Annotated in this window: 27 protein-coding genes; 24 read left to right on the top strand and 3 right to left on the bottom strand. The window is 32.0% G+C overall.

The genetic code is table 11. The features are described 5' to 3' along the window. A complete protein-coding gene (upp, locus tag ACL_RS01010) occupies positions 1–627 on the top strand; it encodes a uracil phosphoribosyltransferase (RefSeq protein WP_012242163.1) in 627 nt (208 codons plus the stop codon). Further along, positions 627–842: a DUF1146 family protein gene (locus tag ACL_RS01015; RefSeq protein ID WP_041633731.1), complete on the top strand. Its 216-nt coding sequence runs from the start codon at positions 627–629 to the stop codon at positions 840–842. Before upp ends, ACL_RS01015 begins: the two co-directional genes overlap by 1 nt. On the opposite strand, the gene ACL_RS01020 is transcribed toward ACL_RS01015, so the two are convergent. Continuing rightward, entirely contained in the window at positions 825–1,415 is a 591-nt protein-coding gene (locus ACL_RS01020; RefSeq protein WP_012242164.1) for an IMPACT family protein, read from the bottom strand. The two genes, ACL_RS01015 and ACL_RS01020, sit on opposite strands and share 18 nt — an antisense overlap. A gap of 135 nt (positions 1,416–1,550) precedes the next feature. Here ACL_RS01020 and ACL_RS07140 point away from each other — a divergent pair, with 135 nt between their 5' ends. Together ACL_RS07140 and ACL_RS01030 are read left to right on the top strand one after the other, a co-directional pair. Continuing rightward, the gene (locus tag ACL_RS07140; RefSeq protein WP_012242165.1) at positions 1,551–2,699 is read left to right on the top strand and encodes a CCA tRNA nucleotidyltransferase; all 1,149 of its coding nucleotides are present in this window, start codon (positions 1,551–1,553) and stop codon (positions 2,697–2,699) included. 3 nt (positions 2,700–2,702) lie between these two features. Then, positions 2,703–3,608, top strand: a complete 906-nt coding sequence (locus ACL_RS01030) for an HD domain-containing protein (protein WP_012242166.1) — start codon at positions 2,703–2,705, stop codon at positions 3,606–3,608. Positions 3,609–3,709: 101 nt separating this feature from the next. Here ACL_RS01030 and ACL_RS01035 read toward each other — a convergent pair whose 3' ends face one another. Next, complete coding sequence (locus ACL_RS01035; protein WP_012242167.1) at positions 3,710–6,934, bottom strand: hypothetical protein; 3,225 nt, start codon at positions 6,932–6,934, stop codon at positions 3,710–3,712. A 156-nt stretch (positions 6,935–7,090) separates the two neighbouring features. Here ACL_RS01035 and ACL_RS01040 point away from each other — a divergent pair, with 156 nt between their 5' ends. From ACL_RS01040 to ACL_RS01095, 12 genes are all read left to right on the top strand, one after another. After that, positions 7,091–7,861, top strand: coding sequence for an MBL fold metallo-hydrolase (locus tag ACL_RS01040; RefSeq protein WP_012242168.1), 771 nt, complete (start codon positions 7,091–7,093; stop codon positions 7,859–7,861). Further along, positions 7,858–8,301: a 23S rRNA (pseudouridine(1915)-N(3))-methyltransferase RlmH gene (locus tag ACL_RS01045; RefSeq protein ID WP_012242169.1), complete on the top strand. Its 444-nt coding sequence runs from the start codon at positions 7,858–7,860 to the stop codon at positions 8,299–8,301. Before ACL_RS01040 ends, ACL_RS01045 begins: the two co-directional genes overlap by 4 nt. A 155-nt stretch (positions 8,302–8,456) precedes the next feature. Beyond that, positions 8,457–8,993 carry a large conductance mechanosensitive channel protein MscL gene (mscL, locus tag ACL_RS01050; RefSeq protein WP_012242170.1) on the top strand — a complete coding sequence of 179 codons (537 nt, stop codon included), beginning with the start codon at positions 8,457–8,459 and terminating at the stop codon, positions 8,991–8,993. Then, entirely contained in the window at positions 8,983–9,834 is an 852-nt protein-coding gene (locus ACL_RS01055) for a DegV family protein (RefSeq protein WP_012242171.1), read from the top strand. Before mscL ends, ACL_RS01055 begins: the two co-directional genes overlap by 11 nt. 265 nt (positions 9,835–10,099) lie before the next feature. After that, on the top strand, positions 10,100–11,122 hold the full coding sequence (gene aroF / locus ACL_RS01060) for a 3-deoxy-7-phosphoheptulonate synthase (RefSeq protein WP_012242172.1): 1,023 nt from the start codon (positions 10,100–10,102) through the stop codon (positions 11,120–11,122). Next, positions 11,119–11,952 carry a prephenate dehydrogenase gene (locus ACL_RS01065; RefSeq protein ID WP_012242173.1) on the top strand — a complete coding sequence of 278 codons (834 nt, stop codon included), beginning with the start codon at positions 11,119–11,121 and terminating at the stop codon, positions 11,950–11,952. Before aroF ends, ACL_RS01065 begins: the two co-directional genes overlap by 4 nt. Beyond that, positions 11,933–12,931: a 3-dehydroquinate synthase gene (aroB, locus tag ACL_RS01070; protein WP_012242174.1), complete on the top strand. Its 999-nt coding sequence runs from the start codon at positions 11,933–11,935 to the stop codon at positions 12,929–12,931. The genes ACL_RS01065 and aroB overlap by 20 nt, the downstream gene beginning before the upstream one ends. A gap of 1 nt (position 12,932) precedes the next feature. Next, entirely contained in the window at positions 12,933–14,174 is a 1,242-nt protein-coding gene (gene aroA / locus ACL_RS01075) for a 3-phosphoshikimate 1-carboxyvinyltransferase (protein WP_049751968.1), read from the top strand. After that, positions 14,171–14,425 carry a chorismate mutase gene (locus ACL_RS01080; RefSeq protein ID WP_012242176.1) on the top strand — a complete coding sequence of 85 codons (255 nt, stop codon included), beginning with the start codon at positions 14,171–14,173 and terminating at the stop codon, positions 14,423–14,425. Before aroA ends, ACL_RS01080 begins: the two co-directional genes overlap by 4 nt. Then, entirely contained in the window at positions 14,422–15,204 is a 783-nt protein-coding gene (locus ACL_RS01085; RefSeq protein WP_012242177.1) for a shikimate dehydrogenase family protein, read from the top strand. Before ACL_RS01080 ends, ACL_RS01085 begins: the two co-directional genes overlap by 4 nt. Further along, positions 15,197–16,183, top strand: coding sequence for a chorismate synthase (locus ACL_RS01090; protein WP_012242178.1), 987 nt, complete (start codon positions 15,197–15,199; stop codon positions 16,181–16,183). The genes ACL_RS01085 and ACL_RS01090 overlap by 8 nt, the downstream gene beginning before the upstream one ends. Continuing rightward, positions 16,180–17,166 (top strand): aromatic acid exporter family protein, encoded by a 987-nt coding sequence (locus ACL_RS01095; RefSeq protein ID WP_012242179.1) that lies wholly within the window; start codon positions 16,180–16,182, stop codon positions 17,164–17,166. Before ACL_RS01090 ends, ACL_RS01095 begins: the two co-directional genes overlap by 4 nt. A 45-nt stretch (positions 17,167–17,211) precedes the next feature. On the opposite strand, the gene ACL_RS01100 is transcribed toward ACL_RS01095, so the two are convergent. Further along, positions 17,212–18,441, bottom strand: coding sequence for a hydroxymethylglutaryl-CoA reductase, degradative (locus ACL_RS01100; protein WP_012242180.1), 1,230 nt, complete (start codon positions 18,439–18,441; stop codon positions 17,212–17,214). A 103-nt stretch (positions 18,442–18,544) separates the two neighbouring features. On the opposite strand from ACL_RS01100, the gene ACL_RS01105 reads away from it, so the two are divergent. The 8 genes from ACL_RS01105 to ACL_RS01135 all read left to right on the top strand — a co-directional run bounded on the left by ACL_RS01105 (position 18,545) and on the right by ACL_RS01135 (position 26,368). Continuing rightward, positions 18,545–19,687 (top strand): hydroxymethylglutaryl-CoA synthase, encoded by a 1,143-nt coding sequence (locus ACL_RS01105; protein ID WP_012242181.1) that lies wholly within the window; start codon positions 18,545–18,547, stop codon positions 19,685–19,687. A 28-nt stretch (positions 19,688–19,715) separates the two neighbouring features. After that, on the top strand, positions 19,716–19,880 hold the full coding sequence (locus tag ACL_RS07445) for a hypothetical protein (protein ID WP_156501462.1): 165 nt from the start codon (positions 19,716–19,718) through the stop codon (positions 19,878–19,880). A gap of 260 nt (positions 19,881–20,140) precedes the next feature. Beyond that, a complete protein-coding gene (locus ACL_RS01110; RefSeq protein ID WP_012242183.1) occupies positions 20,141–22,090 on the top strand; it encodes an ATP-dependent DNA helicase RecG in 1,950 nt (649 codons plus the stop codon). A 37-nt stretch (positions 22,091–22,127) separates the two neighbouring features. Continuing rightward, positions 22,128–23,132, top strand: coding sequence for a phosphate acyltransferase PlsX (gene plsX, locus ACL_RS01115; RefSeq protein ID WP_012242184.1), 1,005 nt, complete (start codon positions 22,128–22,130; stop codon positions 23,130–23,132). After that, positions 23,125–23,784 carry a ribonuclease III gene (rnc, locus tag ACL_RS01120; protein ID WP_012242185.1) on the top strand — a complete coding sequence of 220 codons (660 nt, stop codon included), beginning with the start codon at positions 23,125–23,127 and terminating at the stop codon, positions 23,782–23,784. The genes plsX and rnc overlap by 8 nt, the downstream gene beginning before the upstream one ends. Then, on the top strand, positions 23,781–24,392 hold the full coding sequence (locus tag ACL_RS01125) for a DnaD domain protein (protein ID WP_012242186.1): 612 nt from the start codon (positions 23,781–23,783) through the stop codon (positions 24,390–24,392). Before rnc ends, ACL_RS01125 begins: the two co-directional genes overlap by 4 nt. Further along, a complete protein-coding gene (gene nth / locus ACL_RS01130; protein WP_012242187.1) occupies positions 24,392–25,036 on the top strand; it encodes an endonuclease III in 645 nt (214 codons plus the stop codon). Before ACL_RS01125 ends, nth begins: the two co-directional genes overlap by 1 nt. A 186-nt stretch (positions 25,037–25,222) precedes the next feature. Continuing rightward, entirely contained in the window at positions 25,223–26,368 is a 1,146-nt protein-coding gene (locus ACL_RS01135) for a helix-turn-helix domain-containing protein (RefSeq protein WP_274376770.1), read from the top strand. Positions 26,369–26,379: the final 11 nt, after the last annotated feature.

Genomic DNA, 26,379 nt, shown 5'->3' on the forward strand with positions numbered 1-26,379 from the left:
ATGGGCAAACTTGTTGTATTAAATCACCCATTAATCGATCATAAAATGGCACTTATAAGAGATAAAAACACCAGTACAAAAACATTTAGAGAAACTGTTGGAGAAATTGGTGCATTAATCACTTATGAAATCACAAAAGATCTAGAAACTGTTGAAATTGAAGTGGAAACTCCAATTCAAAAAACAATTTGTAGACAATTAAAAAAACAACTTGTTATCGTTCCAATTTTAAGAGCAGGACTCGGTATGGTGAATGGTATTCATGATATGGTACCAAGTGCAAAAATAGGCCATATTGGTTTATATAGAGATGAAAAATCTCTAGAACCAGTATCTTATTATGCAAAATTCCCAACAGACATATTAGATGGTGTAGTGTTAGTTGTTGACCCAATGCTTGCAACGGGTGGATCAGCTACTGCAGCAATCACTGAACTTAAAAATCGTGGAGCTAAAGATGTTAGATTTGTTGGTCTAGTAGGGTGTCCTGAAGGTGTTAAACGTCTTCAAATGGATCATCCGGATGTACCAATATATTTAGCAGCATTAGATGAGAAACTTAATGAGGTTGGCTACATTGTACCAGGACTTGGAGATGCAGGAGACCGCCTCTTCGGTACTAAATAATGAATCCATATGTGACTTATATTGTATTTTGGTCTGTATTTGTAGTAGGTTTCTTCGTAAGTTTTAGAATTCTACAAGCAATAGAAATAGAAAAATATTTCAAAAAGTATAGACTCTTTGAAATCAATGCAGCATATTTAATTCTTTCATTATTAACTAGTTACTTTTTAGCTAAAATGTTATTAGACATTATTGAATTATTTCCAAGGAACTAAAATATCTTTAGTTCCTTTTTCTTTTACCAATTTAAACAAATGACGATGTTCTTCAATTAAACTTAAGTCATCCGTAAAAGAAAGTTCATATATGACGTCACCTAAAAAATCTTTATGTGTGATAAAGTCTTTAAAAAGGTGATCGATTAAACCGATTTGATCATATTTAAATGTGACTTCAAAATTGGTTGTAGTTATCTTTTTTAAAATAGGTGCATCAATTAAAACTTGTGAGATAGATTTAGCATACGCTCTAATTAAACCACCCGCACCAAGTTTGATACCGCCAAAATAGCGCACCACAACAGCAAAACAATTTTGTAGATTGTGTTTGTTTAAAACCTCAAGCATGGGTACGCCTGCTGTACCAGAGGGTTCACCGTCATCATTTGATCCTTGAGAGTTTTCAAAGACATATGCTGTACAATAGTGGGTTGCTTTAGGATAAGTCTTTTTAATGATTTTAAGTATTTCAGGCATGTCTAAAATACTATCTATGGGTGTAATAATAGCTATGAATTCTGACTTATCAATAATAATTTTATGTTCAATTTGTTTTTCTAGATAATACATATAATCACCTTATATAAAAGTATATCATAAAAACATATAAGTTTTTCACACATTTATTGAGTCCTCCCTTTTTATAATGTGCTATTTTTGATATAATGTTAAAGGTATATAAAATAATTGGTAGGTTATAAAAATATGAGTTTAAAATCAGCGAAAAATTTAATCAGAGATTTAAAGAAACATGGCTATCAAGCTTACTTAGTTGGAGGCGTGGTCAGAGACTTTCTAATGAAAGCCAAGTTTAGTGATATCGATATAACTACCAGTGCCAAACCATATGAAGTTATGAAACATTTTAAGGCGGTCCCTACAGGTATTAAATATGGTACGATAACTATCATGTATGATAATGTATCCTTTGAAGTGACAACCTTTAGAACAGATGGTCCTACATCTGACTTTAGACATCCGGATTCCGTCATTTACTCAGATAACGTTAATGATGATGTGATGCGTCGTGATTTTACAATGAATGGTATCTTAATGGATGAGTATCAAAATATCTATGACTACGTAGGTGGTCAAAGAGATATCGAACATAAAATCATCCGTGCGATTGGAGATCCAAACGAACGCTTTAAAGAAGATGCACTACGTATGTTACGAGCATTCTATTTCCAATCCAAATTAGGCTTTGAAATAGAACCTGTAACCAAACAAGCAATTCAAGATAATGCACATTTAATTAAAGAGTTAGCGATGGAACGCATTCATGCTGAACTCATTAAAATACTTAAAGGTAAACATCTAAAAACGGCCTTAAACTCCATGATTGAAACAGGTATACATAAAGTACTACCTGGATTAGAAAAAGGGATTATACATACCGCTAATTTAGAAGAAATGCCTTTTATTGATACATTCTTTGCTTTATCATTTACTTTAAACAATGGATTTATTCCGGCTAAATGGACATTTTCAAATAGACACCGTCATAAATATCAAAAGGCAAGTGAACTTGCTTTAATGCACCCAACAACAATTCCAGATACTGCACTGTATCACTATGGATTAGAGATATCTTTACTTGCTAATAAAGTGAACTTTAACTTAGGTAAACAAAGTTATCAAAATCAATCACTTCAAGAAAGATTTAATAACTTACCACTAAAAAGTGAGTTGGATCTTGCACTGACAAGTCAAGAGATTATGAATATTGTAAATAAAAAAGCCGGTGCTTGGTTAGGTAAATTAAAAGCACACATGATTGATCATATTCTAGAAAAGAAACTGTCTAACAATAAAGAAGCATTAACAAGTTTTGTTAGTACATATGAGGTGTAACAGATGGACATAATTATTGGTAAAGTAGAATCTATTAATAAAGGTGACAACTATTGTAATGCATCTTTATCCTTAGAAGATAAAAAACATTTCAATGTGAAATTAAATATGGAAGATGATCAATTACTTGCTATAGGTAAAGTATTTGTCTTTGAAGTAGAAGCTTTTTACAAAGAAGAAGTTAAACAATTTAAAGCACTCAAGATAACACCTTTAGAAGTTTCAGATGTTCCTAAACAAGATAAAAATAGACTGTATTCATTATTCTATGATTATGCACCAATTCCTTTAAAAGATATTCGTCTAGGTATTGAATCCTTCTTAAATAGAATAGAAAATAAGATTCTAAAAGATGTAACAACACTTGTATATGAAAAACATGAAGGTCAATATTACTTGCATCCTGCAGCGACTAAATTTCACCATGCCTATGTAGGTGGCTTAGCTTATCATACATTTACCATGTTAAAATTAGTCGATGCGATGTTAAGTGTATATGACTATTTGGATAAAGACTTACTCTATGCAGCTACGATACTACATGACATTTCAAAAATTGATGAAATGACGGGTGTAGATGGCGAGTATACAACAGAAGGCTTACTCATTGGTCACTTAGTGATGGCAAGCATTGAAGTTGAAAAAGCTGCAACCATATTAGGTGTAGAAGATAGTGAAGAAGTACTTTTATTAAAACACTTAATCGTTTCACATCATGGACAACTAAATTTCGGTTCTCCAAAAAAACCTCAAACTGGGGAAGCATTGCTTCTTTGGTATATTGATTCCATTGACTCTAAGTTTACAGAATTAAAAACAGCCTTAGAATCTACTAAAGCTGGTGAGTTTACTCAAAGTGTTGCAGTACTAGATAAGATGCGTTTCTATAAATCAAAACTTAAAAAATAACGAATTATCCTTAGGTCCTAGACTTAGGGATTTTTTTTATGTAGATATATATAGAAAAATGCGACTATTTCTAGTCGCATTTAAACTTGTATATTTATGAATTAAGCACCTTGTAATACGTTGAAGAAATCACCGTATGAAGCTGCGAATGATGCATTGTATGCACGATCATAGATTGTTGAACCTGTACCATCGATACCATCAAAGTAAGCATAACTGAAGAATTGGTTGAAGTTAGCATCTCTTAATACTTGTAATCTTGCATTTAAGTCTGCATTAGCTAATACGATATCGCCTTCAAAGATGTATTGGAATGCAATTTCTAATTGTGCGAATGTAGAAGTATATTTAGTATTTGAGAAGATTGGTCCGAAGTATTTAGATATTGTAGTTTGTAGTGCTGTTGGCAAGGTAGTAATACCCTTTTCATCTTTAGCTTCTTCAATATAGATATATAATTGTTCCCAAGTAATTTCATTACCATCGTTGTTGTAACCAACAACTTTTGTACCTGATACGTAAGGATTATCTAATTTTGAAGTGTAATCTAATTTTTCAGATTCTGCAACTGCTTCTAATAAAGCTGATTGTTGGTGTACGAATGATTTAGCAATAACTAAATGCCATCCAAATGCTGTACGAACTGCCGCATTACCATCTGATTCAATCTTAGATGCTGAATCGATGTTTGTTGGAGCATACATTGGAAGAAGTGCATTAGCACGGTTAACTTTTTCTTCTTGAGTTGGAGCAACACCATTATCAGGTGCGTTTACTTGATCTTTAATGTATTGAGCCATGTTAATTGCATATTCGTAGAAGTCTGCATCTAAACCGTTTTGTGAACCTGGGAAGTTTGTCTCATTTGAGATTGTTCCTAAGTCTTGGTAAACAAGTTTGATACCAGCTTTTCTAAATGGAACCCAAACGTCTTCACGGTTGAATGAGTTGATGTATTCATCAATTTCTTCTTGTGTAGCATCTGTACCTGGGTAGGCAACAGTAGTTAATGTATAACGTGTTGAGTTATTGTATGATTGAACAACATTTTGTAAACCTTGAGTAATAGATGGTGCTAATTTTGCACGTTTGTTAACTTGAATAATTAATTGTTGGATTAATACTTCTAATTCATCACGTGTAGCTTGATCTAATTCATTTGGATTGTCTGGTTGTCCATCACGGTCTAAGTCGATTTGGAATAATAAGTGTGATGCATCAATTGCTACATCATTAGCTTGTAATGTGTTTGCAAGTGTTGCTAACTTAGTATAAATATTGTTGTCAACTGTATCGTGATCAAAGTGAACTGTTAAGTCTTCTTGGAATAATTTTCTTAACTCTTGTTGTACATAGATTTTATCTAATGCATCTTCAGTAGCGCTTCTACCATCTTGTGCCCAAGCACCAAATCCTAGAAGTAAGAATTTTTCAATACCCATAGTTGCTGGGAAACCAGCTGATTGGTATTGGTTTGCTAAGAACGGGTTTACATATTGAGTTTCAAATTGTTTTCTGAAGTCTTTCATATCATCAGCTGTAATTTCAGCACCATAAGCATCTCTTAATTTTTCAATGAAGATAATGTCTAATGCAGTTGATAAGCCTAATGTTTCTTCTACATAAGCGAAGAAGTCATTTACAGTTAATACTGTACCATTTACATCTAATAATGTGTTGTTGTCTTTATAACCTTTTGAACCTTTATATTCATTTTGATTAGCGTATAATTCACGAATAATTGGATCATAGATATTAATTTTAACATCTTTATATCTTTCAGTTACTTTAGAAGTTACGTAAGTAGTAGTTAGTCTTTGTTCGATTAATTTAGCATAAGCTTCATTTTTGTAAGCTTGTGCTGGTTCGTTTTCTAAGAACTTAACATTTTCAGCATCAGTTTCATCTAAGATATCTTTATCATCATCACGGTTGTCATCTAATAAGAATAATAGATATTGACCACCAGCGATGGATTGTACTTGACGTGAATATGGTTTAGCGTAAGGTACATCATCCGCATCACGGCCATTACCACCATCATATAATACGTTTGAATCCATGTTGTATACTGTATTTCTTAAATCTGCTGCTGAAGCAAATCTTGGATCAGTATATTCCATTGTGAATTCAGCGATTAAGTCATTCATTGAAATAGCACTTGATGCTAAGTCAGCTGCATAAGTAGTATCGTGTAATTCATCATAGATTTCTAAGAATACTTGTAATACTTGGTTATTACCTTGTGCATCATCTAATAATAAAGCTGCATCAGTAGTAGAGTTGATTACATATTTGCTGTAGTATGTAGCAAAATCAGTATTTCTGTAGTCAACAGTCTTTAAATTGTTTGGATCTTGTTTAAGATCGTTAACTAAGATGTCTAAAGCTTTTTGATGATAACCATCTGTACTCCATTCAGGGTGAGAAGAACCACCTTGTAAAATGTCGATTAAATCTTGATCAGCGATATTTGGAATTCTATACCATTCACCACGTGAGTTTGACTTAATAGAGTGTTTACGTAAAGCTGTTTCATACTCTAATACAGATTCGAATTTAACAATAACTACTGAAGTGTCATAACGACCAGCAATATTATTCTTGTAGTAAGTAACTGCATGAGCTTCGGAAATGTAAGCTGTTGAGTCTTCATCGTTAATATCGCCTGTTTCAGCGCCGACTGTATCCCCTAATAAGCCATTTGCATAAACTTTCTTTTGAACTGGTAATTTGTATTGATCAAGTAAAGCATCAATTATCCCTTGATAAGCTGGATAAGCTGCTTTGTTGACATAACCAAATACAAATGGAGCATCTTTATCAAAGTCAACTGCTTGACCTCTCGCGATCACATCTGCTATAACATCATCTAAGAAGTTGATTAAATCGTCTTTATCAACACCTGGATTTGTAATAATAAATGAGTCCACAAATGATAAGATTCTTTGTGCAAGCATACTATCTGGAAGATCATTTAGTTGCTCTGGTGTGATTGCTGCAGATGAGAAGAGTGCTGTATTGATTTCTTGTTCAAATGCTTTAACCTCGAAAACTGATAGATTTGCCTTGTCAATTACTACATCAGCAAAAACTACCTCATCAATATAAGTGTTTAATCTATTAATTGAAGATGTTCTTAATTGATCATATAATTGTTTTTCTGTTACAGTGTTGCCGCCTATTGTTACGTAGGCATTATCTCCCAATGAACCATATGGAACCTTATTTGTTGGTCCACATGCCACCAAGATGAGCGCAGAAACTGCTACCATTAAAAAAATAGCGATTTTCCTAGCTGAGAATATTGTTTTTAATTTATTCATAAATGCGATTCACTCCTTAATTGTGTTGAAAAAATTACAGCACATATAATATAGCATTTTTTAGCGCTTATTGCAACCACTTTTTACCTGTTTTAACATTTATATCATGCTAAAAAATGCTTAAAACTATGCTACAATAGTGATAGGTGAAAAATTATGGAAGTATTTGTATTAGCCTCAGGCTCTAAAGGAAATATAACATACGTTAAAAACGAGGTCGTATCATTCTTTATTGATGTAGGTATTAGTTATAAAAAGATTGTTCAAAAAATGAAAGCATATGGTGAAGATGTAAGCGCTGTAAACACGCTATTTTTGACACATGAACACTCAGATCACATATTTGGGTTACTTGGGATGCTTAAGGCTGGACATTTAAAAGAGGTATATTTAACTCAAGGAACACTAGATTCTTTAAGTAGTGAAGTGAGACAATTACTACCTAAAACAGTGATTATAAAAGCCGATGAATCCTTTGAATTTAGGCAGTTTAAAGTACTGCCAATTTTACTGTCTCATGATGCAAAAGAACCGGTTGGGTTTAGGTTTGATTGGAGAGAAAAAAGCTTCGTTTGTTTAACTGATACTGGGTATGTAGATGAGTCATATCATGAGGTCTTAAAAGATGCAGACCTTTATCTTTTAGAGTCTAATTTTGACCCTAAAAAACTACTTGGTTCAAGAAGACCTTTCGCATTAAAACAACGTATTTTAGGTATTCAAGGACACCTTTCTAATGAAGAGGCTGCTGTCTTAATGAATAAACTCATTCAAAATAAGAGGTCTAAATGGATTGTTGCACATATTAGTGAAGAATGTAATGATGCCTTTGACATTGAAAAAGCAATTGTAGATCATGTAGAAGACTTACTTAAGATTGATGTGATCTTTGCATCACAAGAATCCTTACCGGGTATTAAACTATGAAAGTAAAGATTATTAGTGTTGGTAAAGTTAAAGATAAGGGATTAAATGAATTAATCAATTACTACGCAAAACAAATAAAAACCATTGAAATGGTTGAAATAACAGATGAAGCAAGTATCACAGGTATGGAAAAAGAAGGACAAAAAATATTGTCTAAAATCGCAAAAGATAGTTATGTCATATCACTAGCTATTGAAGGTAAGATGTTAGATAGTGTTGAGTTTGCAGACACCTTAGATCATGTCACAACAAACTTTGGTCCGTCAATTACCTTCATCATTGGTGGCTCATTTGGTTTAAGTCATGCTGTTAAAGAAAAGTCAAATCTGCTTTTATCTTTTTCAAAGATGACTTTCCCACACCAGTTAATGAAACTATTTTTAGTAGAACAAATTTTTAGAGCACAAGCTATTTTAAACAATCACCCTTATCATAAATAAAGGTGATTGTTTTTATTAAGATAGATTCTAATGATTAATCAAGACTTTTAGTGTAATTGCTGGTAAAATTAATGTAGATATAAAATATAAACTATATAGGAAAGGATATATATTATAAAAGAGATATACTCTTTTATAATATTGAGAAGATAAGTATGGGTAAACAAATCAAAATATCCAAGGAACAACGTAAAAAAGGTTTCTTAAATGGATTTAAGAATTTTATCATGCGTGGAAACGTTATTGATATGGCAGTGGGTGTAATTGTTGGTGGAGCTTTCGGTAAGATTGTTACAAGTCTTGTCAATGACATTATATTACCTCCAATTGGTGTTTTATTAGGCGGTGTGGAGTTTAGAGACTTACAAGCACTGATTCATCAAAAACCAGTTTTAGATGATAATGGTGCACAAGTCGTGATTGATGGTATTGCACAATTTAATAATGTATATATTCGTTATGGGAATTTAATTCAAATCATTTTAGAATTCTTAATTATTGCATTTTCTATTTATCTCGTTTTATATATCTTTATAAAACGTAAGGAACAAGAAGAGAAATTTATTGCTGAAGAAAAAGCAAGACTAGAAAAATTAGAAGCTGAAAAAAATCCTCCAAAACCAGCACCAAAACCAGAAGACATTCAATTGCTAATCGAAATTAGGGATTTACTAAAGAAAAATGAAAAGTAAATTTAAGGTAATCGTCTGCTCTAACTCTGCAATAGATTATTTAGAGTATGATAAGCAAATTGATATTTTTAGAAGTATGATTCACTTTGGGGATGAATCTTATAACGATTTTATTGATTTAGATGCTAAAACATTTTATGAGCGCATTAAAAAAGAACCAGATAATATACCTAAGACAAGTTATGTAGCACCAGGCTACATGCTAAATACATTTGATAAACTCTACAAAGAAGGGTTCACTGATGTGCTAGTCATTGTCATAGCTAAACCACTTTCAGGTCTTCATGATGCAATTGTTCAATTGTCCAAAGAAACTAAACTCAAGGTTCATGTGTATGATTCAAAAACACTTGCATACCCTGAAAGTTATATGGCAATGACTGCACAAAAGATGTTTAATTTAGGCGCTAACCTTAAAGAGGTTTTAGGTGTTTTAGATTATATAAGAGATCATCATAAAATGTATTTTGCTGTTGATACATTACTATATTTAGTTAAAAATGGTAGGTTATCTAAATTAAGCGGTACCTTAGGGTCTATCTTAAAAATTAAGCCAGTACTTACCTTATCTAAAGAAGGTAAGGTCGAAACACTAGAAAAAATTAGAACCTCTAAAAAGGCACTAGAGCGTATTGTAGATCTGTATTTAGAAGATACTAAAGATAAAGATGTTATCACCTTCATATCACATGCACATCATGATGATGGTGTGAAGTTAATATCTGATATGGTACATAGAGTCTACCCAAATAGAGAGATTGTTACCAGTTACTTAACACCGGTTGTGGGTGCACATTGTGGCCCTAAGGCAATTTCTATTGGATATATTATTAAACAATAATAAAATTTTTGTGTTGTAAAGTTTTTTGAATTATGATAATATACTATCAACATAAGAAAGTTGGTCACATTATGTTTATAAATCAAGCTTATTACTACTTTTATCAAATGTAAAAGGACTTGCAGCAAAGCGCATTCCTTTTTAAGTTATTAAAAGAAGTTAAGGAATGTGACCCCAGCATAAACAATTAATGATTATGACTCCTTAAGGGCTACAAACCTTTAAGGAGTTTTTTGTTTCAAAAAATAGAAAGAGAGAAAAAAAGATGATTGTTCAAATGAAAAAAGGTGCAACTAAAGATGAAGTTGATCACATACAAAAATATTTAATCAATAAAGGCTTTGGTATTAAAGACGCTTCAAGTGATGAAGTGACACTGTTTGGTGTTTTAGGTGATGTGAAATCTTTAGATCCTACACAACTACGTGTATTTTCCGGTGTTGAAAATGTGACAAGAATTTCTAGTCCATACAAGTTAGCTTCAAAAGCATTTAAAAAAGAACCTACCATTATCACTTTAAAAAATGGCGTTGTGATTGGTGGGGATGATTTTGTTGTTATGAGTGGTCCATGTAGTGTGGAAAGTGAAGAACAACTAAGAATTATTGCTAAAGCAGTTAAAGATAGTGGTTCTAATGTTTTAAGAGGTGGTGTATTTAAACCACGTACTTCACCATATGCTTTCCAAGGATTAGGTATTGAAGGTTTAAAAATGATGCGTAAAGTGGCAGATGAATTTGGTATGGCTATCATTACTGAACTTATGGGTACAGAGCATATAGATGAATTTGTTAAATACGTAGATATCATTCAGTTAGGTGCAAGAAATATGCAAAACTTTGACCTACTTAAAGCTGTTGGTAAAACAAATATTCCAGTACTTCTTAAAAGAGGTTTAAGTGCTACGATTGAAGAGTGGCTCATGAGTGCCGAATACATTATGGCATCCGGTAATGATCAAGTTATCTTATGTGAACGAGGCATTAGAACTTTCGAAAAATACACAAGAAATACACTGGATATTTCTGCTGTATTAGCAGTGAGAGAACTCTCACACCTACCTGTGATTGTAGACCCTTCACACGCTGCTGGTAAATGGGAAATGATTGAATCTTTATCGCTAGCTTCACTTGCTGTTGAAGCAGATGGCATTATTGTTGAAGTACACCATGACCCAGAAAATGCACTATCTGATGGTGCACAAAGTTTAAAACCACATAAGTTTGAACATATGATGGATCGTCTTGAAAAAGCATCTACAGTATTTTCAAAACAACTGAAACGATGAAGATATTTATTGTTGGACTTGGTCTTATGGGAGCAAGTTATGCTCAAAAATTAACAAGTGTTGGACACGATGTTTTTGGGTTTGATAAAGATCATAACACCAACTTAAAAGCGCTTAATGAAGGTGTTATAAAAGGTTATAATTTAAAGGATATGAAAGATTGTGAACTTGTCATACTTGCTTTATATCCAAATCAAATATTTGAATTTATCAAATCAAATTTATCTTACTTTGATACACAACTAATAACCGATATCAGCGGTACTAAAACTAAACTTCTAGATGAGGTGTTAGAATTACTACCTAAATCAATTAATTATGTATCCCATCACCCGATGGCTGGTAGAGAAAAGTCAGGTTATGATCATAAAGATGTAACGATGTTTAAAAATGCTAATTTTTTAATCATCGACTCACACCATGCAAAACCACATCACATTGAAACAATTAAAAAACTAGGATTAGATTTAGGATTTAAAAGGCAAATTGTTTTATCTGCCTATGAACATGATGAACTTATTGCACATACATCCCAGTTAACCCATTTAATTGCAGTATCGTTGATGCTTATGAATAAAAATGAACATACAAAAGATGCGACTGGAGATTCATTTAGAGATTTAACAAGAATTGCAAATATTAATGAAATCTTATGGACAGAACTCTTTTTAGATAATAAGAACGCTCTTATCCAAAAAATAGATGAATTTGTAGATGTTTTAGGTGAACTTAAACATGATATATTAGCCTCAAATGAAGTTATATTGAAAGAAAAGCTTAAAGAATCTAAGAAAAGGAGAATTAGCTTTGATGAGACAAACACTCGATAATTATGAAATAGTAGTTAAACAAAATTTGATGAATGATTTGGGTGAGGAAATAACTAGTGTTTATCCTTATAAAGATATTTTTGTTATTACTGACCATAATGTATTTAAACTATATGAAAACTTATTAACAACGAAGTTAAATATGTTTAATTTAAAATTTGTAAGTGTTGAACCAGGCGAACAATCAAAATCTTTAAGCACCTACCAAGAAGTTGTTCAAAAATTACTTAAATTAGGTATGAGAAAGAATCATTTACTTATTGCCTTAGGTGGTGGTGTAGTAGGAGATTTAGCTGGATTTGTTGCAGCTACTTTATTTAGAGGTGCACCATTTATTCAAATACCAACAACGTTACTAGCGATGGTAGATTCATCAATTGGCGGTAAAACTGGTCTAGATTTAAATGAAGGTAAAAATTTAATTGGTGCTTACAAAAATCCACTTAAAGTTTTAATTGATCCTTCATTTTTAGATACATTACCTAAAGTAGAATATAAAAATGGATTAGCAGAAGTATTAAAACATGGACTCATTGGGGATCCTAAATTATATGAATATTTAAAAGTAAATGATAAATTAACACTGAATGAAATCAAACGTGCAATTCAAGTCAAAGTGAACATTGTTAAAAAAGATCCGTTTGAACAAAACGAACGTATGTTCTTAAATTTTGGACATACCTTTGGACATGCAATCGAGCGTCATTATGATTTTGCAATCAAACACGGTGTAGCAATTAGCTATGGTATGTTAATTAGTTTAGAATTAGGCATTAAAGCAAAGATTACACCAGCACATCTTTTTGATGATGTTAAAAACATTTTATTAAGATTAGAACTAGTTAAAGAACCTTTATTAGATAAAAAACAATTTATAGAATATATAGGTTTTGACAAGAAAAACCTAGCGGATGGTTTACGTTTTGTTTATATCAAAAACATAGGTGAACCAATCATTAAGAAAGGTGTTGAAATATAAAGTGCTAGAAATTATTCCAACCAATTTATCAGGTGAAGTAAAGATTGTTTCATCTAAATCTTTATCACACCGATATGTACTTGCAGCAGCTCTTGCACATGGACAATCAAAGATTGATAACATATTAGACTCTGATGATTTAATAGCCACACAAAGCGCTTTAAAAAGTTTAGGTGCAACCATTAATCAAGGATTAATTACAGGTGGTAAGGTTCAAAGAGTACATGAAACTATTGATTGTTTTGAGTCTGGTTCTACATTAAGATTTTTAATTCCGGTCGCAATGCTTCAAGATAAACCTGTGACATTCACGGGTAAAAATCAACTACCATTTCGTACTCAAGAAATGTATGAAAACCTCTTTAAAGAAACTTATCAATTTGAGCATCCAAAAGATAAGTGGTTACCACTTACTGTAAGTGGTCCACTTAAAGGTGGTACATATCACTTAAGAGGTGATGTAAGTAGCCAGTTTATTACAGGCTTACTTTATGCTTTACCACTTGCACCAAATGATTCTGAAATTATTTTAACCTCGCACTTAGAATCTGTTGGTTATGTAGATATGACACTCGATGTATTAGATAAATTTGGTATTAAGATTATTAAAACTGTAAATGGTTATAAGATACCTGGAAACCAACACTATAATCCGGGCAACTACAGTGTAGAAGGTGATTTTAGTGGGGCAGCATTTTTTGTTGCAGCAGGCTTACTTGCTGGACCAATTCACTTAACTAATTTAAATCACCATAGTTTACAAGGTGATAAAGAAATTATTGATCTTGCAGTGAAGATGGGTGGAGATATTACACCCACAAGTGAAGGTTATTTGGTTAAACCATCTAAATTAAAAGGTATTTCTATTGATGTCGGACAAATTCCAGATTTAGGTCCGATACTTATGGTACTTGGTGCACTTGCAGAAGGTACTACAATTATTCATAACGCATCTAGATTACGTATTAAAGAATCTGATAGATTAAATGCTATGGTAACAAACCTTAAAGCACTTGGTGCAAACATTAAAGAAATAGGGGATACTGTAGAAATTAAAGGTGTTTCTAAACTAAAAGGCGGCGTTCTAGTTTCAAGTTATAAAGATCATAGAATTGCCATGTCGATGGCGGTTGCCTCCATCATGTGCGAACAACCAATTACACTAGATGATGAGACTGTAGTGTCTAAAAGTTATCCAAATTTCTTTGAAAGTTTTAAAGCGTTAGGAGGTCAAGTAAAGTGAGTTTAGAACCCTTAAGAAATGAAATTGATAAAGTGGATAAAGAACTTGTCAAATTATTAGAGCGCCGTTTTGAATTAGTAAAAGAAATTGGCGACTATAAGAAGTTACATAACTTGCCAGTTCTAGATCTAGCAAGAGAACAACAAGTACTTCAAAAGAAAAAGGAACAACTCTCCAATAAGGACTTATGGCCTCACTTTGAAAAGTTGTTTCAACATATTATGAATATCTCAAAAGAATTAGAAAAATGAAAGTATTTGGATTAATTGGACATCCATTAGGGCACTCTAAGTCGCCTAAATTACATAAAATCATTGCTAGTTATTTTAGTAGACAACTAGTTTATAAATTATTTGATATGGATCACATCGATAAAGTAAAACCATTGATTGAAGGGTTAAAAAATGGTACATATCATGGTTTTAATGTAACCATTCCATATAAGGAAGCAGTGCTTCCCTTTTTGGATATCATAACACCTAAAGCTCAAAAGATAGGTGCAGTAAACACTATCTATTTTAAAGATAATCAAGTCATAGGTGACAACACTGATTATGATGGTTTTTTATATTTAATTAAACAACAATCTATAATAAAAAAAATCATGAACCCTATTATATTAGGTAGTGGTGGTGCAGCAAAATCAAGTTATGCGGTGTTAAAAGATCTTGGATTTGACTCGGTTGTTGTATCAAGAAATCCAAAGGATAATGTGCACTTTAATCACATCATAAGTTATGATAAACTACCAAGTTACTCATATGATTTGGTTGTAAACACGACACCAATTGGGATGCATCCAAATATTAACCAATCGCCACTGGATGAAAGTTTAGTACATGATAAATTTGTTATAGATCTCATCTATAATCCACTGGAAACTACTTTAATGAAATATGCTAAACATAGTATTGGTGGACTTGATATGCTCATTGTTCAAGCATTTAAAGCTCAAAATATATGGTTTGGTGAAGAAAAAGAATTAAAAGATGATATATTAAATCATATCAAGGAGGACGTATATGAATAGTTTCGGCACTTTATTTAAAGTAACTTTATATGGTGAATCACATCAAGATGCTATAGGTATAGTTATTGATGGTGTAAAACCCGGTCTTAAAATTAACTGGGATGATGTAGAAGGCGACCTAGCTAAAAGAAGACCAGGTGCTGTAGGTACAACACCAAGAGTTGAAAAAGATAAACTAGAAGTTACATCTGGTATATTTAATGAATATACTACAGGTTCTCCACTACATATTATGATCAGAAATGAAAATGTTATTTCTAAAGACTATAGTCATCTTAAAAGTCAACCAAGACCAGGACATGCAGACTTTGTAGCTAGTATGAAGTATCAAGGATTTCATGACTACCGAGGTGGGGGTCGTTTTTCTGGAAGACTAACTGCACCACTTGTGGTTGCAGGTAGTATTGCAAAACAAATGTTACCGTTTGAGTTTAGTCATGAACTGATTCAAGTGGGATCTCTTACAGATATGTCACAACTCGATACATATTTACGTGAAGTACATAACCAAGGAGAATCTGTTGGTGGCATCGTTGAAGTTCGAGTAAAAAATATGATAGTTGGACTAGGCGAACCTATGTTTGAAAAGTTAGATGCTAAAATTGGTCAAATGATGTTTTCAATACCGGCTGTAAAAGGTGTTGAAATTGGTACAGGTTTTAGTGGCGCAACTCTCTATGGTTCTGAGTTTAATGATGTCTATGAAGATGAAACCGGAAAGACTTTAACCAATCATTCTGGTGGAGTATCTGGTGGTATTTCTAATGGTAATGATTTAGTCGTAAAGGTTTTTGTTAAGCCAACTAGCAGTATTGGTAAAGCACAATCTTCATTCAATTTAGAAAGTAAACAAAAACAGTCTTTTGAAATTGGTGGTAGACATGATACTGCAATTGTAAGACGTGTAGGTATTGTACTAGAAAATGCACTTGCTATTGTATTAGCAGACCTATATTTATGGAGTAAAATATATAAATGATGTTTTATAAACAAGTGTTACACACAACAATTAAATTAGTCGTTGTAGCAATTATATCAGCAACTATAGCCTATTTTGTTGGTATAAATGACTACATACTTGTTGGTACAATAGGTATTTTATCTGTATCACTTACAAAAAAAGACACCATTAAAGATAACATCAATAGATATCTAGATGTATTGTTAGGTTTAGCACTATCCGCATCTATCTTCTTTATATTTGGTTTTAATTTATATGCACTGATTATATTTTTAGTCCTATTTATTTTTGCATCATATGCCTTTAAAATAAACATTGGATTAATACCTGCGCTTGTTTTAGCAAAACACTTATTTGATGCACAAAATATCGAATGGCTATTTATTTTTGAACGTGTAGCAATTATTACAATTAGTGTTGGTACAGCACTCATTATGAATATGCTATATCCTGAATTCCATAATAAACGTATGATTTATTATGTGAGTGAAGTTGATGAGAAATTAAAAGACCATTTATTTATGTTAAGTATATATCTAGTTAAAAAAGAAGGCAGTAAAGACTTCTTAAAACATTATGATTTATTAAATGAAGAAATCAGTAAAATGATTATGCTTGCTGAAGCAAGTGATAAAGATAAGTTATTTGATAACGATCATAGATATCTTGCATATCTTTATATGAGACGCAATCAATTAAACTATATAAATAATATGTATCAAAGTGTTCAGAGAATGGATACTTCACATCCATATGAAAATACCATTTCGAACTTTATTAAAGAACTTATTCTAGATATAGGTATTGATGATAAAGCGACTAAACAATTAAGTAAATTAGATAACATGAAAAAGGTATTTAAAGAAGAGTCTTTGCCTAAGACAAGAGATGAATTTGAAACGCGTGCATTACTCTTTCATATGTTAGAAGATTTAGAAGAACTACTTCACGTTAAGGTAAGATTTCATGAACGTTACCCCAACTTCATATTAACACTTTAAAAAAATAAGGATAACTTATCAAATTTGATAGGTTATCCTTATTTATTATGACAGGGTCTTTATAAATTCTTTGGCGTTTGCCACTGTAATTTCTTTACTAGTGACTAAATGGTTTACAACTTCATTAATGTTTGAAGGTTGTGCACCAGCTTCAAGTGCAACGTTTCTTGCATGTAATCTCATATGACCTTTATTAATACCGTCTGTAGTAAGTGCATAAAGTGCTGCAAAGTTTTGAGCAAGCCCAAGACATGCTGCAACTTTCATAAGCTCCATCGCATTTTTAACACCGAGTATTTTATGTGATAACTTAACCTTTGGTAGAATTCCCATAGAACCACCAACTGTACCAAGTGCCAAAGGTATTTTTATTTCACCAACTAAAAAATCATCTTTAACATACCACTTGGTCAGTGGAATGTATTTACCACTAACTGAAGCATAAGCATGCGCACCAGCCTCAATTGAACGGGTGTCATTACCTGTTGCAAGCATTAGAGCACTAATACCATTCATAATTCCTTTATTGTGTGTTGCTGCTCTATACGGGTCAATATGTGCATATGTAGAAGCAGCTGCAATATCTTTATGAATAACATCGGAGTTCTTTAAGTGTTTTGGATCAATTTTTACAGAAGCAGATACTAATGCATCCACGGCTAGGTTGGATAGAATACTCATTAAAACTTCAGCCTTATAATCAATAGTTACAAAATGACTAATAGCTTCTAAAATGGTATTGATGGTGTTTGCACCCATGGCATCTAGTGTATTGATACTTGCATAAAAGCATACAAAGCCTTGAGTTTTATCTTCGACTTTAAATGACAATAAACCACCACCCAAATTATGAATTTGTGGGTGTGCTTTATAAGCAATATCTTTAAATGTTTCTTTATGACTATTTAAGTAATCAATTAATGCTTTTGGATCAGATACGTTTTTAAAAATAATTTGACCAATCATTACACGATTGATTTCATCAATTTTAAAACCACCATTACGATAAATTATTTTAGCGGCATGAGCAGCACCAGCAATGACTGAAGGTTCTTCAGTTGCCATCGGTATATGGTATAAGACATCGTCAATTAAAAAGTCTGGAGCAACGCCTAAACCCACTTCATACGTCGTAATAAAGTTTTCAATCAAGTGGTCAAAAACAATATCACCTGCACTTTTGTTTAGACTTGCATCGAATCTATCAATAGATTCTAATGCTTCAATACGTTCTTCAATAGATTTTTTGTAAAAGTTTTTTAGTAATTTATTCATAATTCACCTCTAGTCCATTTATTATAACATGCAAAATCTACAAAACCTTAACTCTTGTGTTATAATTTCTTATACATGTTAAAAACATATTTAGGAGCAACGCATGAAAATTGGTATTCATAAAATGTCGTTTTATGTCCCAAAGTTTTACTTGGATATAAACACTTTAGCACATGCTAGAGGTATTGACCCGTTAAAATATACAAATGGCTTACTTACACATAAAATGAGTGTAGCACCATTTAATCAAGACATCGTGACACTTGCAGCAAACGCAACTTTAAACTATCTAACTAAAGAAGATATCAAAGCAATCGATTTAATACTATTTACAACAGAAAGTGGTATAGATTATTCCAAATCAGCAGCAACACATCTTATCAGTATCTTAGGTTTAAGAAATGATGTGAGAGCACTTGAGATGAAACAAGCGTGTTACGCTACAACTGCTGCCCTTTATTTTGCTAAAGGACATATTTTACAACATCCTGAATCTAAAGTATTAGTGATAGCTTCAGATATTGCAAAATATGGGTTAAATAGTTCTGGTGAACCAACTCAAGGCGCTGGTGCAGTGTCTATGATTGTGTCTAGAGAACCTAACATTATGGTGTTAGAAGATCAATATGGTATTCATTCAGAGGATATCTACGATTTTTGGAGACCAGATGGTTTAGATTATGCCCAAGTGGATGGTAAGTTCTCAAATGAAATGTATAAAAAGTTTTTCTTAAAAACATTTGATAACTACAAAATGCAAACCAAACATACGCTAGATGATTTTGCTGCATTAACATTCCATATACCTTATCCGAAAATTGGATTAAGAAGTTTAGAATTGGTTGCAGATAAAGCAAACAATCCTAGCCTATTTGAAAACTTCTATACAAGTATTTCATACAACAAATATATTGGTAATATCTATACAGGTTCCCTATTCTTATCTATTATTGCTTTACTTGAACAAGGTAACTTAAAAGCAGGTGAGCGTATCGGGATGTTTGGATATGGTTCAGGTGCTGTTGCAGAGTTTTTCTCAGCAAAACTTGTTGAGGGTTATAAAGCACATCTAAACAAAGAACTACATGAAAAACAACTTTCAAATAGAACTGAACTGGATATGGAAAAATACGCTGTATACTTAACTCGAAAAGTTACAAATGACACTGTATTAGAAGATGATCTTGATGTTAAAGTTCAATTAAAATCAATCACAGATTATAAGAGAAATTATCAAAATAATTAAAAAAAATACGCATATACTGGAGATGTATATGCGTATTATTATTTATATATTTAGGACATTAAATCATGTTATATTAAAAAACTATTTTTTTACCGGTTTTTTAGGAGCAGGTGCTTGTTTAGCAGCTGGTTTTTGTGGAGCAGCCATGATTATTCCCCTTTCGTTATTCATGATAAATAGCCAAATCTTTTAACTCATCTTTCAATCTCCACTTAGAAATTAAGTTAAATGATTATGTGTAATTAGTGTTAACCAAAATTACCACTTCAACTATATTATACGCCTATAAAATGAGGAATTCTTGATAAATAATTACATAAAACATGAATAAATATTCATAATATATAATGACTGATTTTTGGTATGAAACTTATACCTTTTTAGGTATGAAATTCTTTAAGTAAAATAGCTTACTATGACCTGAACTTGAACTATACATGCTATAATTTAGTTATGATTAGAGATCTTAGTTTAATCCCAGGTGTGGGACCTAAAAATTTAAAAACATTTAAGCGTCATGGTATTTCTAATACTTATGATCTTGTAACTAATTTACCTAAGAAATATGAAAACTTTTCTCTGGTAGATGTAGAAAATCTAAAGCACTTAGAAGAAGCTACCATTATTGGTTTAATTAGTGCGCCTTTTTATACTGTAAAAAAGCGTGTTGTGTTAACAACTACGACCTTACTTGTTCAAGATAAGGTTGTTAAACTACTTATCTTTGGAAGAGACTACATTTCAAAAGAGTTTAGTCTCAATGATAAGGTCATCGTAAAGGGTAAGTATAATATGTTTAAAAACGAGATCAATGTCACATATATCTCAAAAAAAATAGATACACCCAATATTCAACCTAAATATCAAATTGAACATATAAGTGACAGAACCATTCAAAAAATGATTGAATACGTATTTTCAAATAACTTGGTAGATGTTTTTGAAACACTACCAACTAAGTTTATTGAACATGAAAAACTTATGCATAGAAAAACTGCAATTTTAACGATGCATTTTCCTAAAAATGAAACGGATTTAGAAATTGCTCAATATAGATTTAAAGTAGAAGAAGCTTTCTTCCATCTTATGAAATATCATTTGAGTATGCCACCTAAACTAAAAAGAACACCACTATCATATGATATCGGTTGGGTTAAGGAACAAATTAGTTTATTACCTTACCAATTGACATTAGATCAACAAGAAGCTGTCAATGATTGTTTTAGAGATTTTAAAAGTGATTATTCAATGTATAGATTAATTCAAGGTGATGTTGGTACTGGTAAAACATTTGTCACATTCATTGCAGCATTAGGTGCAATATCAGCGGGATACCAAGTAGCCTTTTTAGCACCAACAGAAATTTTAGCAAGACAACACTATGAAAACTTTAATAAGCATTTTGGTCATCTACCAAGTGGATTACTGACATCCTCATTAAAGGATAAGAAAGAAACCATGAATCGTTTAAATTCAAATGATGTCAACATTGTTTTTGGTACCCATATCCTAAGTTCAGAAGCTGTTATCTTTGACAAACTTGGATTAGTTGTGATTGATGAACAGCACAAATTTGGCGTTGAAACTAGAGAAAGTCTAATTAAAAAAAGCGTCACAGGTGATACGATTTATCTTTCTGCAACACCAATTCCAAGAAGTTTATCACTGACCTATTTTGGCAGTTTAGAAGTGTCCAACATCAAACAAAAACCGGTTAACACACCACCAATTGAATCTTACTTATTAGATGACAAAGATATATCTAAAATTATTGCAGCACTTAAGGTTGCAGGGCAAAACAATGAACAAAGTTTTATTGTAGTACCTGCAATTTCAGAAGGGAATAAATCACACTCTATTCACAGCGTATTTTCAATTTTAGAACCTCACTTTAACCCGGATAACTTTTATGTCATTCATGGTCAACTAAAATATGAGGAAATTGAACTTATTATGGACAGATTCATGCAAAATCCCAAAGGTATATTATTATCAACAACCATCATTGAAGTTGGTATCGATGTTAAAAATGCCAGTACAATCATCATTATGGGTGCAGATAACTTTGGGTTATCTCAACTACACCAATTACGTGGACGTGTTGGTAGAGGTTCTATTCCAGGTAAGTGTTATTTTGTAAGTTCTAAAAAGGATGTTGAAAGACTAAACTTTTTACTACAGACAACTGATGGATTCTTACTCAGTCAATATGACTTAAAACTTCGTGGCCCGGGTGTTTTTTCATCGATTATTCAAAGTGGTTATACAAGGTTCGAATATCTTGATTTAAATACAGATTTAAAACTTTTACAAGGCATTGTAAAGGATGTAAAGTACTATGTAGAAAATATTGAAAAATATCCGTATTTGAAAAAAAGAATTTTCAAATCGAACGTGATATAATCAATATAGTAATGCTTTAGAAGGGATGATTTAATATATGATAAAACTAGCAATTGATGGTATGGGTGGCGACAACGCACCTAAAGAAATAGTAGAGGGCTCTATTTTAGCTTTAAAGCAGTTTGATGACATTGAACTTACTATTTTTGGTGATGTTGATAAAATGAAACCATATTTAATTGAACATCCAAGATTAAAGGTAGTTCATACACCGAAATATTTTGAAATGGGTGTAAAAGATATTGGAAGACACACCTTAAGAGATGATAAAGATACATCGATGTTAATGGCGATTAATCATGTAAAAGAAGGTTTAGCGGATGGTGTAGTGTCCAGTGGTCCTACACAAGCACTTATTTTTGCATCATTTTTTATGATTCGTCCGATGAAAGAAATGAAACGTGTAGCGATTGCACCCATGGTACCAACCGTGATTGGAAAACCTACAATCTTACTTGATGCAGGTGGAAATATTGATGCAAAAGCTGAGCATCTTTTAGACTTTGCAATATTTTCAACAATTGCCTTAAAAGAAGTTTATGGTGTTAAATCCCCTAAAGTTGGATTAATTAATATTGGTACAGAACCCGGAAAAGGTAGAGATATTGATAAAGAAACTTTTGAGTTATTAAGTAAGCATCCATTAATTGATTTTTACGGCAACTTAGAACCAAAAGAAATTTTAACATCTGATGCACAGATCTTACTTTCTGACGGATTTACTGCAAATATCGTCATGAAAACCATGGAAGGTACAGCAAGTGCCTTAGGTAAAATTCTAAAAAGAGAAATTAAAGCAAGCTTCTGGGGTAAACTCGCAGCAGTTTTATTCTTGAAAAAACCATTAAAGAGATTTAAACAATCCATGTCTGCTGATGAAGTAGGTGGAGCATTAATTGCAGGGCTTGATAAAGTTGTAGTTAAAGCACACGGTTCTAGCGAGGCTTACGCATTTATGAATGCTATTAGACAAGCTAAAACAATGGTTTCACATGACGTGATTGGTAAAGTAAAAAATGTATTGAGGGGTCAAGATGAATGATTTATTGAAACAACTTAATATTGAAACAAAACATATAGATTTATACCTTCAAGCATTAACGCATACATCTTATGCGCATGAAAACCAAACAGATCATAATGAACGATTAGAGTTTTTAGGTGATGCAGTGATTGAATTAATGATGAGTACATACCTATTTACTCATGATCAATCCAATCAAGGTGTTTTAACTAAAAGACGTGCTCAAGCAGTTCGTGAAGAAGCACTTGTTTTGTATGCCCAAAAAATGGATTTAGAATCGAAGATGCGTTTAGGCAATGGTGAGCAAATAGCAAAACCAAGCATGATCGCCGATGCATTTGAAGCGTTTTTTGGTGCACTATATATGGATCAAGGATTTGATAAGACTTATGAAATCTTTAATAAGGTAGTCATACCACATTTAAATTTAGTGGAGCACATTAAAGACTATAAAACTCAACTTCAAGAATTTATTCAACTTGAAAGGAAAAGTTTATCTTATAAAACAGTTAAAGTGGGTGGACCATCACATCGCCCAATATTTAAGTCTGAAGTATTTTTAGAAAACAGTATTATGTTGGGCACAGGACAAGGTAGTTCCACCAAGGAAGCCGAACAAAATGCTGCAAAAGAAGCACTAAGTAAAGTAGTAAAGGAGCGTAGTTTATGATTAGAAAATTATATGAAGAGCATTTTTTAGAAATTGATGCACTATTAACTAAAGAATGTAAGCGACTAAAATTAAGTCCTAATGAAGTGGTTGTTTTAAAAACATTGTTTCAAAACTACAAAAAACGCACCTTTTCTATCTTAAGTATTACAAGAAAAATTGAACTTTCAAGTAACGATGTTGCTAAGTGTGTAGATAAACTTATTAATAAAGGTTTTATATCTTTAGGATTAGAAACTAGAAATGATAAAGAAGTTGAAGTGTTTGACTTATCAGGCACATTTGATAGAATCACAGAGCTTTATGAATCTGATATGGAAGATATTAAACGTGAACGTTATGAAACTCAAATTTCACACACCATCGAACTTTTAGAAAAGCATTTAGGTAAGGCATTATCTAGTTTAGAACTTGACATAGTTCGCTCATGGTATGACGAATCTTTATATACGCATGACGCTATTATTTCTAAAATTGAAGAAATAGGACCATCTGGAAAGTTTTCACTTAAGTTTTTAGAAAGAACATTAAATAGAGAAAAATATATCGCAGAACCACTTGATGAACAAGCAGAACGCGCGATTGATGAAATATTTAAGGCTATCTAATGACTAAAAGTCAACGTATATTTTTCAGTCACTATTTAGAAGAGCTTTTCCCAGATGCAAAAGCAGAACTAGATTTCACAAATAATTTTGAACTGATTGTTGCAGTTGTACTATCGGCACAAACAACAGATATCGCGGTCAACAAAGTCACAAAGGATCTATTTAGAAAATATCCCACTCCAAACGATCTCATGCATGCAGATGTTGATGATGTTATGGACACAATTAAAACAATTGGTCTATATAAAACAAAATCCAAAAATATCATTGGTCTTGCTAAAAGATTAGTTGAAGATTATGATGGACTTGTACCAAGTGAAAGAAAAGATTTAGAATCACTACCAGGTGTTGGTAGAAAGACAGCGAATGTTGTATTATCTAATGCATTTGGTATACCAGCGCTAGCTGTAGATACGCATATCTTAAGAATTTCTAAAAGACTAGGGCTTGCAGATGAAACAGATGATGTACTCGAAGTTGAAATGAAATTGAATAAACAATTTCCTAAAGAACTGTGGCATAAACTTCATCATCAACTTATCTTTTTTGGACGATATCATTGTATTGCTAGAAAACCTAATTGTGATACGTGTAAGATGCAAGATATGTGTCCACACTTTAAAAATGTAATTTCTAAACAATAAAAAAATATCAAATAACAAAATAAAAATCTACATTTTTCTTTGAGAAGATGTAGATTTTTATTATTGTAAACACTATAATGAAGCCAAAAAGGGAGATTTTCAATGTATATAAATTTGGGATATTTAAGAGGGCAGATAAGATTACGAAACCCAGAGATAACAAACAATAGTGACAACATAGGTTCTATGTTGAAATACCACCGGTTGAAACTTAATTTAACACTCGAAGATAGTTCCGATGGTATTTGTAGCGTAAGTTATTTATCTAAAATAGAAAACAGTCTAATTAGACCAAGTGAAAAATACATACTACAGCTTGAAGAAAGATATAATGCTAAATTCTTTAACATAGGTAACCAGCACAATGAACTACTACATCAACTTATAGAAAATTTGTTCTATGAACAAGAAGAAGTAATTGATGATGCTTTGTTTACCGAAGATACGTATCAATCTAGATTAAACAAAACTGGATACCTAATTAGTCGAAACAAGTTTAACGAAGCCAAACTAAACCACCAAGAACTCAATCCATATATTAAAAATTTAAATGGTATTGAACTTAAATTTTATATATTTCTAACATCTAAACTACTTAGCTTTGAAGGTAGACTAAAGGATGCTTTTTCTGTTTTAAATATAGAAACAGATCATTATCCACTATTACATCTAGATATACTCATAGCTTCTGAAAGAATACACTTAGCAACTAAAATGAATCATCATCCATACATTGTACTTACCTATGAAGCATTGATAGATCAATGTATAGAAAATGAATTTTATCATAAAGTACACGAACTTAAATATCACTATCTAACCTACATGGTTCAATTTATTAATGAGCCAATGCTTAATGAACTCTTGGATAAATCTAAAAACTTAAAACCCGATCAAAGAGCTTTTGTAAAGGCTAAATATTTCTTCATGAATATGGACTATGAACTAGCTATTGAAACGCTTAATAGTGAACCTTTAAACAGTAAGGCGTCACTCGAATTAAAACTCCTTATTCTAAATAGGCTAAACCAATCTTCTATCATGAATGAATCACTTAAATCATTGTCTAATATTGACAACAAGCAACTTAAATTAATACACGCCTACTTAGTACTTAAAAATACCAGAGCTACAAATATTGAGTCCTTAGTTCAATTTATTCTAACAGAGGTTTTAAAATCAAATGATCTACCAGATGACATCTTATATTTAAATTTTTGGTACGAAGAAGGGTTGCAATGTTTAAAGAAAGTAGGCTATTATAAAGACGCAACTAAGTTGGGTAGATTAATATTTAGAAAAATAAAAGATTTAACGACTATTTTTGATTAAATAACTAAATA

The organism is Acholeplasma laidlawii PG-8A (assembly GCF_000018785.1).
Lineage (GTDB): Bacteria > Bacillota_I > Bacilli_A > Acholeplasmatales > Acholeplasmataceae > Acholeplasma > Acholeplasma laidlawii.

Coding starts and splice junctions, on each gene's coding strand:
- upp (WP_012242163.1), top strand. CDS start 1: ATGGGCAAACTTGTTGTATTAAATCACCCATTAATCGATCATAAAATG.
- ACL_RS01015 (WP_041633731.1), top strand. CDS start 627: ATGAATCCATATGTGACTTATATTGTATTTTGGTCTGTATTTGTAGTA.
- ACL_RS01020 (WP_012242164.1), bottom strand. CDS start 1,415: ATGTATTATCTAGAAAAACAAATTGAACATAAAATTATTATTGATAAG.
- ACL_RS07140 (WP_012242165.1), top strand. CDS start 1,551: ATGAGTTTAAAATCAGCGAAAAATTTAATCAGAGATTTAAAGAAACAT.
- ACL_RS01030 (WP_012242166.1), top strand. CDS start 2,703: ATGGACATAATTATTGGTAAAGTAGAATCTATTAATAAAGGTGACAAC.
- ACL_RS01035 (WP_012242167.1), bottom strand. CDS start 6,934: ATGAATAAATTAAAAACAATATTCTCAGCTAGGAAAATCGCTATTTTT.
- ACL_RS01040 (WP_012242168.1), top strand. CDS start 7,091: ATGGAAGTATTTGTATTAGCCTCAGGCTCTAAAGGAAATATAACATAC.
- ACL_RS01045 (WP_012242169.1), top strand. CDS start 7,858: ATGAAAGTAAAGATTATTAGTGTTGGTAAAGTTAAAGATAAGGGATTA.
- mscL (WP_012242170.1), top strand. CDS start 8,457: ATGGGTAAACAAATCAAAATATCCAAGGAACAACGTAAAAAAGGTTTC.
- ACL_RS01055 (WP_012242171.1), top strand. CDS start 8,983: ATGAAAAGTAAATTTAAGGTAATCGTCTGCTCTAACTCTGCAATAGAT.
- aroF (WP_012242172.1), top strand. CDS start 10,100: ATGATTGTTCAAATGAAAAAAGGTGCAACTAAAGATGAAGTTGATCAC.
- ACL_RS01065 (WP_012242173.1), top strand. CDS start 11,119: ATGAAGATATTTATTGTTGGACTTGGTCTTATGGGAGCAAGTTATGCT.
- aroB (WP_012242174.1), top strand. CDS start 11,933: ATGAGACAAACACTCGATAATTATGAAATAGTAGTTAAACAAAATTTG.
- ACL_RS01085 (WP_012242177.1), top strand. CDS start 14,422: ATGAAAGTATTTGGATTAATTGGACATCCATTAGGGCACTCTAAGTCG.
- ACL_RS01090 (WP_012242178.1), top strand. CDS start 15,197: ATGAATAGTTTCGGCACTTTATTTAAAGTAACTTTATATGGTGAATCA.
- ACL_RS01095 (WP_012242179.1), top strand. CDS start 16,180: ATGATGTTTTATAAACAAGTGTTACACACAACAATTAAATTAGTCGTT.
- ACL_RS01100 (WP_012242180.1), bottom strand. CDS start 18,441: ATGAATAAATTACTAAAAAACTTTTACAAAAAATCTATTGAAGAACGT.
- ACL_RS01105 (WP_012242181.1), top strand. CDS start 18,545: ATGAAAATTGGTATTCATAAAATGTCGTTTTATGTCCCAAAGTTTTAC.
- ACL_RS07445 (WP_156501462.1), top strand. CDS start 19,716: ATGCGTATTATTATTTATATATTTAGGACATTAAATCATGTTATATTA.
- ACL_RS01110 (WP_012242183.1), top strand. CDS start 20,141: ATGATTAGAGATCTTAGTTTAATCCCAGGTGTGGGACCTAAAAATTTA.
- plsX (WP_012242184.1), top strand. CDS start 22,128: ATGATAAAACTAGCAATTGATGGTATGGGTGGCGACAACGCACCTAAA.
- rnc (WP_012242185.1), top strand. CDS start 23,125: ATGAATGATTTATTGAAACAACTTAATATTGAAACAAAACATATAGAT.
- ACL_RS01125 (WP_012242186.1), top strand. CDS start 23,781: ATGATTAGAAAATTATATGAAGAGCATTTTTTAGAAATTGATGCACTA.
- nth (WP_012242187.1), top strand. CDS start 24,392: ATGACTAAAAGTCAACGTATATTTTTCAGTCACTATTTAGAAGAGCTT.
- ACL_RS01135 (WP_274376770.1), top strand. CDS start 25,223: ATGTTGAAATACCACCGGTTGAAACTTAATTTAACACTCGAAGATAGT.